The sequence below is a fragment of the Rhodococcus spongiicola genome (assembly GCF_004011835.1).
Lineage (GTDB): Bacteria > Actinomycetota > Actinomycetes > Mycobacteriales > Mycobacteriaceae > Prescottella > Prescottella spongiicola.
Genome location: NZ_RKLN01000001.1, coordinates 258,415 through 271,273 on the forward strand (window position 1 = coordinate 258,415; position 12,859 = coordinate 271,273).

The 12,859-nt window shown below is 66.8% G+C and carries 14 protein-coding genes; 4 read left to right on the forward strand and 10 right to left on the reverse strand.

What is annotated here, in order from left to right; all coding sequences use genetic code 11:
• Window positions 1–76 precede the first annotated feature (76 nt).
• The 6 genes from EF834_RS01090 to EF834_RS01115 form a co-directional block, all read right to left on the reverse strand.
• Complete coding sequence (locus tag EF834_RS01090) at window positions 77–1,273, reverse strand: NAD(P)-dependent malic enzyme (RefSeq protein WP_127944744.1); 1,197 nt, start codon at window positions 1,271–1,273, stop codon at window positions 77–79.
• A gap of 383 nt (window positions 1,274–1,656) precedes the next feature.
• Window positions 1,657–1,998, reverse strand: a complete 342-nt coding sequence (locus EF834_RS01095; RefSeq protein ID WP_235870944.1) for a hypothetical protein — start codon at window positions 1,996–1,998, stop codon at window positions 1,657–1,659.
• On the reverse strand, window positions 1,976–2,920 hold the full coding sequence (locus EF834_RS01100) for a PHP domain-containing protein (protein ID WP_127944747.1): 945 nt from the start codon (window positions 2,918–2,920) through the stop codon (window positions 1,976–1,978). Before EF834_RS01100 ends, EF834_RS01095 begins: the two co-directional genes overlap by 23 nt.
• A gap of 58 nt (window positions 2,921–2,978) precedes the next feature.
• Window positions 2,979–3,566, reverse strand: a complete 588-nt coding sequence (locus EF834_RS01105; RefSeq protein WP_127944750.1) for a suppressor of fused domain protein — start codon at window positions 3,564–3,566, stop codon at window positions 2,979–2,981.
• 143 nt (window positions 3,567–3,709) lie between these two features.
• Entirely contained in the window at window positions 3,710–4,198 is a 489-nt protein-coding gene (locus tag EF834_RS01110) for a general stress protein (protein ID WP_127944753.1), read from the reverse strand.
• A 94-nt stretch (window positions 4,199–4,292) separates the two neighbouring features.
• Entirely contained in the window at window positions 4,293–5,255 is a 963-nt protein-coding gene (locus tag EF834_RS01115; protein WP_127944756.1) for an HpcH/HpaI aldolase/citrate lyase family protein, read from the reverse strand.
• A gap of 56 nt (window positions 5,256–5,311) precedes the next feature.
• Here EF834_RS01115 and EF834_RS01120 point away from each other — a divergent pair, with 56 nt between their 5' ends.
• The 4 genes from EF834_RS01120 (at window position 5,312) to EF834_RS01135 (ending at window position 9,464) form a co-directional block, all read left to right on the forward strand.
• On the forward strand, window positions 5,312–6,586 hold the full coding sequence (locus EF834_RS01120; RefSeq protein ID WP_127944760.1) for a magnesium transporter MgtE N-terminal domain-containing protein: 1,275 nt from the start codon (window positions 5,312–5,314) through the stop codon (window positions 6,584–6,586).
• Window positions 6,579–7,109, forward strand: a complete 531-nt coding sequence (locus tag EF834_RS01125; RefSeq protein WP_127944763.1) for a DUF1003 domain-containing protein — start codon at window positions 6,579–6,581, stop codon at window positions 7,107–7,109. The genes EF834_RS01120 and EF834_RS01125 overlap by 8 nt, the downstream gene beginning before the upstream one ends.
• A gap of 142 nt (window positions 7,110–7,251) precedes the next feature.
• Entirely contained in the window at window positions 7,252–8,292 is a 1,041-nt protein-coding gene (locus tag EF834_RS01130) for a lytic transglycosylase domain-containing protein (RefSeq protein WP_206615151.1), read from the forward strand.
• Between the two features lie 35 nt (window positions 8,293–8,327).
• On the forward strand, window positions 8,328–9,464 hold the full coding sequence (locus EF834_RS01135) for an Mrp/NBP35 family ATP-binding protein (RefSeq protein ID WP_127944768.1): 1,137 nt from the start codon (window positions 8,328–8,330) through the stop codon (window positions 9,462–9,464).
• A gap of 16 nt (window positions 9,465–9,480) precedes the next feature.
• Here EF834_RS01135 and tatB read toward each other — a convergent pair whose 3' ends face one another.
• The 4 genes from tatB to sigE form a co-directional block, all read right to left on the reverse strand.
• Window positions 9,481–9,939 (reverse strand): Sec-independent protein translocase protein TatB, encoded by a 459-nt coding sequence (tatB, locus tag EF834_RS01140; protein ID WP_127944771.1) that lies wholly within the window; start codon window positions 9,937–9,939, stop codon window positions 9,481–9,483.
• 83 nt (window positions 9,940–10,022) lie between these two features.
• Complete coding sequence (locus EF834_RS01145; protein WP_127944774.1) at window positions 10,023–11,537, reverse strand: S1C family serine protease; 1,515 nt, start codon at window positions 11,535–11,537, stop codon at window positions 10,023–10,025.
• Window positions 11,538–11,770: 233 nt separating this feature from the next.
• Complete coding sequence (locus tag EF834_RS01150; RefSeq protein ID WP_127944777.1) at window positions 11,771–12,130, reverse strand: zf-HC2 domain-containing protein; 360 nt, start codon at window positions 12,128–12,130, stop codon at window positions 11,771–11,773.
• A 14-nt stretch (window positions 12,131–12,144) separates the two neighbouring features.
• Window positions 12,145–12,792: an RNA polymerase sigma factor SigE gene (gene sigE, locus EF834_RS01155; protein WP_127944780.1), complete on the reverse strand. Its 648-nt coding sequence runs from the start codon at window positions 12,790–12,792 to the stop codon at window positions 12,145–12,147.
• Between the last annotated feature and the right edge of the window lie 67 nt (window positions 12,793–12,859).

Sequence of the window (12,859 nt, forward strand, 5' to 3'; positions counted from 1 at the left end):
TTCCCGTGAACGGTCCCACGGTAACTCCCAAGGACCATTCCCCAGAGACTATTTCCCAGGGACGAAGGACTACCGACTACGACGCGGTGACACCCTCATCCTTCGCGGCCTGCGCAACGGCCGCAGCGACCGCTGGGGCGACCCGCGGATCGAGTGGGCTCGGGACGATCTTGTCGGCCGCGAGTTCGTCGCCGAGGACCGACAGGATCGCGTCGGCTGCCGCGAGCTTCATGCCTTCGGTGATCCGGCGGGCACCGGCGTCCAGTGCGCCCTTGAAGACGCCCGGGAACGCCAGCACGTTGTTGATCTGGTTCGGGAAGTCGCTGCGGCCGGTGGCGACGATCGACGCGTACTTGCGAGCGATGTCCGGGTGGATCTCCGGATCCGGGTTGGACATCGCGAAGATGATCGCATCGGAGGCCATGGTCGCGATGATCTCCTCGGGCACCGTGCCTGCGGACACACCCAGGAACACATCGGCACCATTGAGTGCTTCGACGATCCCGCCCGTGCGGCCGGTGGGGTTGGTCCGAGCAGCGAGGTCCGCCTTGATCTCGTTGAGGTCGCCGCGATCCGACGAGAGAACGCCCTTCGAGTCGAGCACGGTGACGTCGTAGACCCCGGCAGCGAGCAGGATGTTGGCGCAAGCGACACCGGCAGCACCGGCGCCGGAGATCACCACTCGCAGACCCTCGATGTCACGGCCCCGAACCTTGGCTGCACCGCGCAACGCGGCGAGCGCGACGATAGCGGTGCCGTGCTGGTCGTCGTGCATGACCGGGCAGTCGAGCGCCTCGATGACGCGCCGCTCGATCTCGAAGCAACGCGGCGCCGAGATGTCCTCGAGGTTGACTGCGCCGAAACTCGGACGCAGCCGAACCAGGGTCTCGACGATCTCGTCCGGATCCTTGGTGTCGAGTACGAGCGGGATGGAGTTGAGGTCGGCGAAGTTCTTGAACAGCGCCGACTTGCCCTCCATGACCGGCAGCGAGGCACGGGCACCGATGTCGCCGAGCCCGAGGACGGCCGAGCCGTCACTGACGACGACGACAAGGCGGTTGGTCCACGTGTAGCGATCGGCGAGAGTGTCGTCGGCATGGATCGCTCGGCTGACTTGCGCGACGCCAGGCGTGTACGCGATCGACAACGCACGCTGGGAATCGAGGGGGGCGGTGGTCTCCACCGACAGCTTGCCACCGACGTGACCCGCGAAAATATCCTCGTCGGTTATCTCGACCTTTGGCGTAACGGAAGCTTCAGACACAGTGGACACGATGACACTCCTCTAGATGCCGGACTCACTCGGGTCCTGGTTACTACGGAGTAACCGGATCGACGAGGTGAAATCGACCCAGGCACTTCTGAACACAGGACTGCTTCGGTTGCAGCTACCGGGGCGCGCGATTGGCTGCACTACTGCCGGAGCGTGACGGCGCCGGGCAGGGTGGGCCCTGGCACAGGTTCTGCCACCTGGAAGCTCCCGCGAAGGGCGGTAGCACCGACGCGAGAGTGCAGTAAGTTTGCACCATCAGGGGACCGGAATCAAATCCGTCAGATCGGTCCCACCCTCACGAAAAACCTCGCCTACCTGTGAGGATGCACCCGGCATGCCCGGAACGACTCACACCATCGAGCTGGATTCGTTACAGCCGTGGGTCACGACCACCACTGCGTCCAAAGCAGCAAAGTGGTAGCCACGAGAACTGCCATCGATGCGAGCATGGACGCACCCCCGCGGAGGCGATCGGCTGCGATCTGCAGACCCACCGCGACGATGCTCGAGACCACGTGTGCGGTGATCGTGTCGGTGCCCGGTCCCGGGAAGTCCCGACTCGCCGCCAGGTACGCGACGACTACGACGGCGATTGTCGCGGCCACGACACCACCGGCCGCGATACCGGACAGCCCGCGCAGTGCCCGTACTGTCCACGAGTCCAGCCACTGCCGAGGCTCGTCACCCCACTGCCGAGGCTCGTCACCGTATCCGTCGTAGGTCACCGGTCGCCTCCTGTGTCGTCCCGTCCTCGACTGCCGTTCCGTCCTCGACAGTCATCGCGTCACCTGGCGGGGCCGACAGCACGGGCACGCCCGATGCGCGCGCCACGATCGCGTCGAACGACTCCGGAGCCGTGGTGTACTGGCCGAGCTCGATCGTCTTGTTCGTCCCGTGGTAGTCCGACGACCCGGTGACGATCAGATCCAACTCAGTCGCGAGCGATCGCAAGAGATCAACGTCGCTCCCGCCGTGGTCCGGGTGATCGACCTCGAGACCGGCGAGCCCGCGGTCGGCGAGTTCGCGAATGCTGTCGAGTGCAACCAGTCGCCCGCGCGAACGTGCCCGAGCGTGGGCGATGACGCTCACTCCGCCTGCCGCATTGACCATCTCGACCGCTCGTTCGAGGGGGGTGTCCTCTTTCTCGACGTAGTAGGGGCTGCGCACGGAGAGAGGACCGGCGAACGCCTCATCAACGCTCGAGACGACCCCGGCCTCCACGAGCGCGCGCGCCAGGTGCGGGCGTCCGACCACCTGCCCGGCGTCGGCCATCACCGCGTCGAAGTCGATCGGCAACCCGTCGGCGGCCATCTTCGTCGCCATTGCACGCAGTCGAGCGACCCGTTCACCCCGCAGTCGCTCCCGTTCGTTCGCGAACTCGCGCGCGGTCGGGTCGAACAGGTAGGCCAGCAGGTGCACGGCGACGGGACGCCCATCCTCATCCCTGCCCTCGCACGACATCTCCATGCCGCGGACCAACCGGAGCCCACTGGGCAATGCCGCGGCCGCCTCTGCCCAGCCGGCGGTGGTGTCGTGGTCGGTGATCGCGAGCACGTCCACATCGGCCCTGACCGCTGCCTGTACCAGTTCCGTGGGGCTATCGGTTCCGTCCGACGCGGTCGAGTGGGTGTGGAGATCGATACGCACCGGTCCAGTGTGGCAGGTCACGGCCCGGTGCGCCGTGGCTTGTCTGCGCCGTCGCTTGTCAGAGCGTTGCGGCACCGCGGGCAGGATCCCGGATGTCGATCCCGGCCTCGGCCCACGCCTCACGGAGCGCGCCGGCTCCGCGCACTCGCACCCAGGCCGCTTCGGTGCCGGTCAACGGCGCTACCTCGAGGAACTGCACAGGCTCGAGCGGATCGGGAAGGGCCAGGTCGGGGATCTCGCTCGTGCCGAGCAGCACCGCGGTGAACGGCGCTCCCTTCCACAGCGGCTCGCCCAGGTCGATCAGCCCGTCCGGCTTCAGGACCACACCCTCGACCGACGGCGCGGCCGCGAGAACAGCGAGCGTCTTGTGCACGCCTGAAGCGACTCCCGCGCCCCCGGCGAGGGCCAGGACCAGCTCCGCCCGGGGCCCGCGCGTGGGGTCGGCGACCATCTCGCTCGGATCACCCATCGGGTGTCGTGAGCAGCCCAAGGTCGCGTAGCGCACCGGCGCGTCATCTGCGCCGCGGTAGTACAGGACGTCGATGGGTTCGAGGCCCAGGAAGGTCACCGAGGCTGCGGTCGGCTCGGGTCCACCGATATGCCGGTCGAGGTGTGCACGTACGGCGGGGACAACACTGTCAGTCACGCATCCATCTAACACCCGCGGCGGGACGGGTCCCCAGGGTGGCCGTGCCGACCGTTACCTACTGCGGACGAACCGGACGTCCCCGCGAACCAGGCCTCGAACGCCCCAGCGCCCGAACCGATTCGATCGGAACCTCGGCCGAGTCAGAGCGCGAGTCGGGCCAGCATGTCACGTCCGGACTCCGCCGTCTTGGGATCGCAGAGCACGTCATAGCGAGTGGCGACCAGTTGCATGGTGGACGAGAAGTCCCGCGTACCACGGGTTGCCGCGTACGGGATGGTCGTCGAGATCAGCCCGAAGACGATTCCGCCCACGATGCCGACGAGTAGCGGCCCGAGGAGTCCGCCCGTGAAGATACCCAGCAGCAGACCGAAGAACACGCCCAACCATGCACCCGAAACAATCCCACCGCCAATGACTTTGGCCCAAGTCAGGCGCCCCAGGACTCGTTCGACCTGCATGAGGTCGACGCCGACGATCGTCACGTCCTGGACCGAGAACTGTTGGTCGGACAAGTAGTCGACAGCGCGCTGGGCCTCGGCGTAGGTCGAGTACGAACCGATGGGCCAGCCGGTAGGTGGCGTGGGAAGCCCCCGACCGGGACGACTCGGCTGTGAGAGTGGGTTCGTCATCGTCTTCGTCTCTCCTGCTCGCGGTGCGTGATGTGCCCGGTTCTACCGATCGTCTGTCCTGCTATCAATTGTGCCCGCCCCTGGGCGTGCCCGCCTACCCGTTCGACGGAGGAGTGAAACGAGAGGTTCGACTCATACCCGCGGCCCGACCCTTCGCCGAGATGACCAGCGCCATCTTCCGGCTCGCCTCGTCGATCATCTCGTCGCCGAGCATCACGGCACCACGCGCGCCGCCGGCCGCGGACGTGTGGAACTCGTAGGCGTCGAGGATCAACTCGGCCTGGTCGAAGTCCTCCTGCCGCGGGCTGAATACCTCGTTGGCAGTATCGATCTGGGTGGGATGGAGCACCCACTTGCCATCGAAGCCGAGCGCCGCGGTGCGCTGCGCGGAGCGGCGGAAAGCTTCGACATCGCGGATCTGAAGATAGGGACCGTCGATGGCCTGCAGATCGTGCGCACGCGCGGCCATCAGGATCGTCATCAGAATGTGGTGGTAGGCGTCACCGCGGTCGTAGCCCTCGGGTTGTTCGCCCACGACGAGTGTCCGCATGTTGATACTCGCCATGAAATCCGCCGGACCGAACACGAGCGTTTGCACGCGCGGGCTCGCAGTCGCGATGGCGTCGATGTTCGTCAGTCCGATCGCGTTCTCGATCTGCGGTTCGATACCGATGCGCCCCACCTCGAGTCCGGCGGCCTTCTCGATCTGCGTCAACAGGAGATCGAGGGCCTGGACGTGGCTGGCGTCGGAGACCTTCGGAAGCAGGATCGCGTCGAGATTCCCACCCGCGCCACCGACGACGGTCGCAACGTCGACATGGGTCCATTCGGTGGTCCAGTCGTTGACCCGCACCACCTTGATCTGGTCGCCCCAACCGTCCTCGTTCAGCGCGTCGACGATGCGCTCCCGCGCCTCGGCCTTCGCGATCGGCGCGACTGCATCCTCGAGATCGAGGAAGATCTCGTCGGCCGGCAACCCCTTCGCCTTGTCGATCATCTTGCGGCTGGAACCGGGCACAGCCAGTACTGACCGGCGCGGCCGCAAACGAGAAGACATGGTCGACAAGCCTCCAAATTCAGTGGATCACCAGACAAGGACTTAGCCTTTTCATCATGGCAGCTGTGAACAAGGTATTCGCAGCCAGGCTCGCCGGCCTGGTGGTTCTCGGACCCGACGGCGAGTCGATCGGTCGCGTCCGCGACGTGGTGCTGACGATTCGGGTCGGCCGTCAGCCGCCGCGGGTCCTCGGCCTGGTTATCGAAATGTTCACGCGCAAAAGGATTTTCGTGCCGATGCTGCGGGTCACCGCGATCGAGCCGGGCTCAGTGACCCTCAAGACGGGCAATGTGAGTCTGCGCCGGTTCGATCAGCGCCCGACCGAGGTACTCGCCCTCGCCCAGGTCCTCGACTCCCGCGTCACCACCGACGACCCCGAGGTCGTCGAGGTGATCGGATCCGACGTCGTCATCGTGGATCTGGGTATCGAATTGACCCGCACCCGGGACTGGGTCGTCTCCCGCGTCGCGGTCCGCGCCTCTCGCAGTCGGCTCGGCCGCCGTTCGGCGATCCACGTCGTGGATTGGCAGCACGTGCACGGGTTGACCTCTACCGCGCTCGCGATGCCCGGCCAGGGCGTCTCCCAACTGCTCATGCAGTTCGAGGGCATGCGCGCTGCGGACGTGGCACACGCGATGCGCGAACTGCCGGAAAAGCGTCGCCACGAGGTGGCGCTGGCGCTGGACGACGAACGCCTGGCCGACGTGGTGCAGGAACTGCCCGCCGACGACCAGACCGACCTGCTGCTGCACCTCGAGGTCGAACGTGCTGCCGACGTGCTCGAGGCGATGGATCCCGATGATGCCGCGGACGTGCTGGGCGGGCTGCCCGAGACGGACGCCGAATCGCTGCTGCAGCTGATGGACCCAGAGGATTCCGAACCGGTCCGCCGCTTGCTCGAACACTCGCCGGACACCGCGGGCGGGCTGATGACGCCCCAACCCGTGGTGCTCACTCCGTCGACGACCGTTGCCGAGGCCCTCGCCCGGGCCCGCAACGCCGATTTGACGCCGGCCCTCGCCAGCATGGTCTTCGTGGTCCGGCCCCCCACGGCGACCCCGACCGGACGATATCTCGGATGCGTCCACCTGCAACGGCTTCTGCGCGAGCCGCCCGCGAGCCTAGTCGGCGGCATCCTCGACGACGGCCTCCCCCGTCTCGACCCCGAGGACTCGCTCGCAACGATTACGCGCTACTTCGCCACCTACAACTTGGTGTGTGCACCGGTCGTGGACGACGAGCGCCACCTACTCGGGGCCGTAACCGTTGACGACGTCCTCGACCACCTCCTGCCCGAAGACTGGCGCGAGGAGGAGTCCGACGATGAGTGAACTCAACGGTCGCCAGCGCCTCGAGACCCCCCGCGGCACACGGGGCCTGCGATTCCACATCGACGTCGAGGCCGTCGGCCGGGTCAGCGAGAGCATCGCTCGATTCCTCGGCACCGGACGCTATCTGCTGATGCAGACCGTGGTCGTGGTGGTGTGGGTCGCCCTCAACGTGTTCGCGGTGAGGCTGCAGTGGGATCCCTATCCGTTCATCTTGCTGAACCTCGCCTTCTCGACGCAGGCCGCGTACGCCGCCCCCCTGATCCTGCTGGCCCAGAACCGGCAGGAGAACCGGGACCGGGTTTCGCTCGAGGAGGACCGGGCACGCGCGGCGCAGACCAAGGCCGACACCGAGTTCCTCGCGCGTGAACTGGCGGCCCTTCGGTTGGCCGTCGGCGAGGTGGCGACCCGCGACTACCTCAGACGCGAACTCGACGACATCCGCCAGTTGCTCGCCGTTCGGGAGGGCGGCGAGGACGAGCCCGACTCCGCTGCCGGCCCGAAATCGCCGACCGGCAGGAAGTAACCGCACGACACGTCACCGATAGGTAACGTGTTCGAACATCGCAGAGATATTCCCGCAGAACGCTCGGAATGTGTTGCGTGACTGTGGATGCAAGCTTCTGCAAGGAGGGGTTGAGGGAGTGCATGCCCGTGGGGTTCTCAGTATGTTCGCCGTTGTTCTTACCGGATTCGTGACGACAGCGTCATCCACGGGAGGCGTGTTCGACACCCTCGCCGCAGGGTCGACGTCGCACGCGACGACCCCCGCCGCGGCGGCCACGGCCGGGCAGGCGGCACTGATCCCGACGGTCGGACTGGTTCCCGCGGCACCACGACCAGAGCGTCAACTGCGCTCCGCCAAATCGGTGGCGGCCTCCGATGGCCCGTCACCCTCGCGCGCAGAACCCCACGCCGTTCCCGTTCCAGTCGTCGTCGGCCCCCTCGGCATCCCGGAGATCGTCCTCAACGCCTACCGTGCTGCCGAACAAGCGGCAACGAGCACGCAACCGGGTTGTGGCCTGCCCTGGAACCTTCTGGCCGGCATCGGGAAGATCGAGTCCGGCCATGCCGGTGGCGGACGGACCGACGCGGCGGGAACCACCGTGACGCCGATCCTCGGGCCTACCCTCGACGGCCACCTGGCCGGCAACGAGATCATCACCGACACCGATCTCGGGGTCCTCGACGGCGATCCGGTCCACGACCGTGCGGTCGGCCCCATGCAGTTCATTCCGAGTACCTGGGCACGGTATGCGTCGGACGGGAACGATGACGGCGTCGCCGATCCGAACAACGTCTTCGACGCCTCCCTCTCCGCTGCCCGGTACCTGTGCTCGGGTGGCCTGGATCTGCGTGATCCGGAACAGCAGTCACGTGCCGTCCTTCGATACAACAACTCGACGGCCTACCGGGCGAACGTGCTCGCGTGGTCTGAGGCCTACGCCGCCGGCACCGCCGCGCCGGCGGAACCCATGACACCTTCGCCGCCGGAGCGCCTCGCCGACGCAGTGGACGTCGCGGCCACGATCCCGGCGCCGACGACCTCGCCCGCGGCACCGGACGCTGCACCCTCCCCGGCTCCGATTCCTGCGCCGATGCCTTTTCCCGTCATACCTGGACTCCCGATACCGGGACTCCCGCAATTGCCGTGCCTGATCTTCTGCCCTCCGCCCGCCCCTGCGCCGGACGCCGGTCCGACTCCCTGATTCGGGCCCGCACTGCGCCACCTACCATGGGGGGTATGGCAGCCCTGACCGAGACCGCCGTCCGCACCGCACTGTCCAAGGTGCAGGACCCCGAGATTCGTAAACCCATCACGGAACTGGGCATGGTCAAGAGCATCGATATCGGTGGCGACGGCAGTGTCGACATCGGCATCTACCTGACCACAGCCGGCTGCCCGTTGCGGACCGAGATCACCCAACGCGTAACCAAGGCCGTCGCCGACGTCGAGGGCGCCGGAACCGTGCGCGTCGAACTCGACGTGATGAGCGACGAACAACGGACCGAACTGCGCCGCTCGCTTCGCGGAGATTCCACCGAACCGGTGATCCCGTTCGCACAGCCTGGATCGCTCACCCGCGTGTATGCGGTGGCGTCCGGCAAAGGCGGTGTCGGAAAGTCGAGCGTCACGGTCAACCTCGCGGCCGCGATGGCGGCGAAGGGACTGTCGGTCGGAGTGCTCGACGCCGACATCTACGGTCACTCGGTGCCACGCATGCTCGGCACCGACGCCAAGCCGACCCAGGTCGAGCGGATGATCATGCCGCCGCAGTCGCACGACGTGAAGCTGATCTCCATCGCCCAGTTCACGCAGGGCAACACACCGGTGGTGTGGCGCGGGCCGATGCTGCACCGCGCGTTGCAGCAGTTCCTGGCGGACGTCTTCTGGGGAGACCTCGATGTGCTCCTGCTCGACCTGCCGCCTGGCACCGGTGACGTCGCCATTTCTGTCGCCCAGCTCATTCCCGGCGCCGAGATCCTCGTCGTCACCACGCCGCAGCAGGCCGCCGCAGAGGTCGCCGAGCGGGCCGGTGCCATCGCGCTACAGACCCGTCAGCGCATCGCCGGCGTCGTCGAGAACATGTCGTGGATGGAACTGCCCGACGGCACACGCATGGACGTCTTCGGTTCGGGTGGTGGTCAGGCCGTGGCCGACCGTCTCACCCGCGCGGTGGGCGCAGACGTTCCTCTGCTGGGCCAGATTCCGCTCGAGCAGGCGGTCCGCGAGGGCGGCGACGTCGGTATGCCGATCGTGCTCGGCGCCCCCGACTCGCCCGCCGGCACCGCGTTGCGGGAGATAGCTGACAAGCTGTCTGTTCGGGCCCGCGGCTTGGCCGGAATGTCCCTCGGAATCGACACCGTCCGGCACCTGTAGCAGGCGCTCGCTGCGACTACGTGGCGTCGGGATCGACCGGGGGACGTTCCCCCGACGCGAGAGGCTTCGACTGGGGGGGCGCCGAAGCCCCGGAAGAAGCAGAAGGCCCAGAAGCAGAAGCCCCGGAAGAAGCAGAAGCCGGCGAGGCAGCCGGCGCAGAGCCGTTGGTGCTCGGCTTGCTGTCGAAGTTGCCGGTCAGGATCGAGTCATCTCCGTCGAGCAGATGCTTGGTGATGACCGCGCGCGGCGTCATACCGCGCAACTCGTTGATTTGGGACAGCGGTTTACGCAGGTCCTCGAACTCGGGGCCCAGCTCATCCTTGATCTGCTTACTTGCCCCGCTCGCGTAGTCGCGAACTTGACGCATGGTCTTGGTCACCCAGCTGACCGCACCCGGCAGCCGCTCAGGTCCCAGGATCACAAGCGCCGCCACGAGGAGCACCATGAACTCGCCCCAGCCGATGTTGCCAAACACGCGTCTAGGGTACGTGGTCGCAGCCAGAAGCGCTCGCGCCAATCCGGAATATCACATGAACGTCTGTCTACCGGAGCGTCCGGTCAGTCCGATGTCGGCGTGACCTGCAGATCCACCAGCCGCCCGGAGCGAAACAGCTGGATCGGAACCGGCTCGCCGACCGCCTGGTCATGGACGGCGACGACCAGCTCGTCCGAGCTGGCGACGGTCCGGTCCCCGACCTTCACGATTACGTCGCCCTCGACGATGCCCGCCTTCTCCGCAGGGCTACCGGCCTGCACATTCGCGACCTCGGCACCGCTGGTGGCGTCGTTGATGACGGTACGGGTGTTGACCCCGATCTGCGTGTGGCGGACTACCCCGTCTCGGATCAGTTGCTGAGCCACCGTCGTGACGTCATCGATGGGGATGGCGAATCCGAGCCCCACCGAGCCGCCGCTCTCGGAGCGGATCGCGGAGTTGATTCCGATGACCCGTCCATCCATGTCGATCAGGGGTCCTCCGGAATTACCCGGGTTGATCGCGGCATCGGTCTGTACGGCGTCGATGACCGCGTCGGTGTCGGTGCCCTCGCCGCTCAGCCGCACTGGCCGGTTGAGCGCGCTGACAATTCCACGGGTCACGGTCTTGGTGAGCCCGAGAGGCGAACCCACGGCGACAACGTCCTGTCCCACCCGGACGTCTGCCGACCTACCGAGTTCGGCGACGGTGAGGTTCTGCGCGTCGGTCTTCAGGACTGCAAGATCCGTCTTGGTGTCGCGTCCCACGATCTGCGCCGGCACCTTGGTGCCGTCCGAGAACGTCACCCGAATGGTCGAGGTCTCCGGATCGGTTGCTGCCATCGAGATGACATGGTTGTTGGTGACGATGTAGCCGCCACCGTCGATGACGACGCCCGACCCGGTCCCGGACTGGTCGCCATCCGCCACTTGAATCGAAACCACCGACGGGAGCACAGCGTCCGCGACCTCGGCGATCCGACTGTCTGGAAGGTCATCGCTGCCCCCGGACTGCGCGAGGGTGACGTTCCTGTTGGTGAGAGAACCCCGGTCCGACGTCGCGGCTATCGCGACCAAGCCGCCGACCAGCCCGATCACAAGAGCGATGGCCGCCAAGGCCGCGAGTGCTTTGCGCTCGATGCGTTCCCCGAACAGCACTTCCCGCACAGTCAGTTTGGGTGCGTCCGGCTGCCGTGGCGGTGCGGTAGGCCCCTCGGCCGGAGCACCGAGCCGGACGGGCGCGGCGGGGTCACGCCACGGATCAGCTGCAGGCGGGTCTTCGGAGAGAACCGGATCGACTTCGGGTCCGCGTTGAAGCGAGTCCACTTCGCCCTCTGGGCGGCCGAAGGCCTCTGCCAGGACGGCGTCGGGGCGTCCGATTTGGACGGCGGGCCGGTCGGGCATTCCCGTGTGCGGACCGAAAGAACTGGTCACGGTCGGCGGCCGACCGAACGCCTCCTGGGTGGCCGGGTCGACGTGCGGGCGGTAGACCGGGCGTGGGGCCAACCTGGACTGCTCCGTACGATCCGGTCCCGTGGACGGAGCCGATTCTGCGGCGTCGTCCCCCGCCGCTCCCGGATTTGTCGAATCCGCCGTCACGCGCGCTGGTCCCCCTCGTCTGCGTCAGTCACGCCTGCCAGTATCGCCGATTCAACCCCGCGGCAACACTGACGGCACGTCAGAGCAATGCCGACGGCACGTCAGAGCAATGCGGCCGGCACGTCAGAGCTATGCGGCCGGCACGTCAGAGCTATGCGGCCGGCACGTCAGAGCTATGCGGCCGGCACGTCAGAGCAATGCGGCCGGCACGTCAGAGCAATACCGATGGCATGTCAGCGACGACGGCGGAACGGCCAAAGGCGAGCGGAGTCGCCGCCCTGATCGAAAGAAATGATGCCCGGCACCTCACCCTGGCTCGGAGCAGGGTCCTGGTCGGGATGACACCGCGGGATGTCGCTGAGGAGCCCGAGTAGCGAACTGGGCATCGACACGTCCCCGGCGACCCTGCGCAACGCGACTCTCGCCTGCTGCTGCGTGTCCACCTCCGCCGCGCAGTCAGGGCACAAGGACAGGTGGTGGGAGGCACGCACGTAGGCGTTCATGCCGAGCTCGCCGTCGACATACGCGGCGATCGCCTCACTCGCCAGGTGCTCCGTGGAGCCGAACCGACGAGGTCTGCGCGCCTGCGTCATCGAACCCTCCTGAATCAATAGCCGATACCGATCCGCTCGGTATCAACTTTGCCATTCGCAGCCAGGTGCTCGCGCAGAGCCTGCCGTCCACGGTGAATCCTGCTGCGCACAGTACCCAGCTTGACTCCCAGTGTGGCACCGATCTCCTCGTAGGAGAGTCCTTCTATGTCACAAAGGACGACTGCTGCACGAAACTCGGGCGCCAGCGAGTCGAGCGCCGACTGCAGGTCGGGCGCCAGCCTCGCATCGTGGTAGATCTCTTCAGGGTTGGGCGAGTCCGAGGGGACGCGGTCGTAGTCCTCGGGCAGCGCCTCCATCCGGATCCGGTTGCGGCGGCGCACCATGTCCAGGAACAGGTTGGTGGTGATGCGGTGTAGCCAGCCCTCGAACGTCCCGGGCTGGTAGTTCTGCAGCGAGCGGAAGACCCGGATGAATGTGTCCTGGGTCAGGTCCTCGGCGTCCTGCGCGTTACCCGACAGACGGTAGGCCAGCCGGTACACCCGGTCGCCGTGCTCGCGGACCAGTTCGTCCCACGAGGGCATCGCGGACTTGTCACCCGTGGCGTCGAACGCGGCCGTGCCGGCCGCGGACACGTCTGAATCGGTGCCCGCCTCGGCGGGTCGATCGGCAGTGAAGGGGAGCGTGCGTTCGGCGTTGATCATGTGGATGGGTGGATCCTCCTACTCAGGACCGCGGACCACGAGACATCGGATTGTTTGAGGTTCAACT

Bases quoted from the DNA above. Each gene is read 5' to 3' on its own strand.
- EF834_RS01110 (WP_127944753.1), bottom strand. From the start codon at position 4,198: ATGACGAACCCACTCTCACAGCCGAGTCGTCCCGGTCGGGGGCTTCCC.
- EF834_RS01115 (WP_127944756.1), bottom strand. From the start codon at position 5,255: ATGTCTTCTCGTTTGCGGCCGCGCCGGTCAGTACTGGCTGTGCCCGGT.
- EF834_RS01120 (WP_127944760.1), top strand. From the start codon at position 5,312: ATGGCAGCTGTGAACAAGGTATTCGCAGCCAGGCTCGCCGGCCTGGTG.
- EF834_RS01125 (WP_127944763.1), top strand. From the start codon at position 6,579: ATGAGTGAACTCAACGGTCGCCAGCGCCTCGAGACCCCCCGCGGCACA.
- EF834_RS01130 (WP_206615151.1), top strand. From the start codon at position 7,252: ATGTTCGCCGTTGTTCTTACCGGATTCGTGACGACAGCGTCATCCACG.
- EF834_RS01135 (WP_127944768.1), top strand. From the start codon at position 8,328: ATGGCAGCCCTGACCGAGACCGCCGTCCGCACCGCACTGTCCAAGGTG.
- EF834_RS01150 (WP_127944777.1), bottom strand. From the start codon at position 12,130: ATGACGCAGGCGCGCAGACCTCGTCGGTTCGGCTCCACGGAGCACCTG.
- sigE (WP_127944780.1), bottom strand. From the start codon at position 12,792: ATGATCAACGCCGAACGCACGCTCCCCTTCACTGCCGATCGACCCGCC.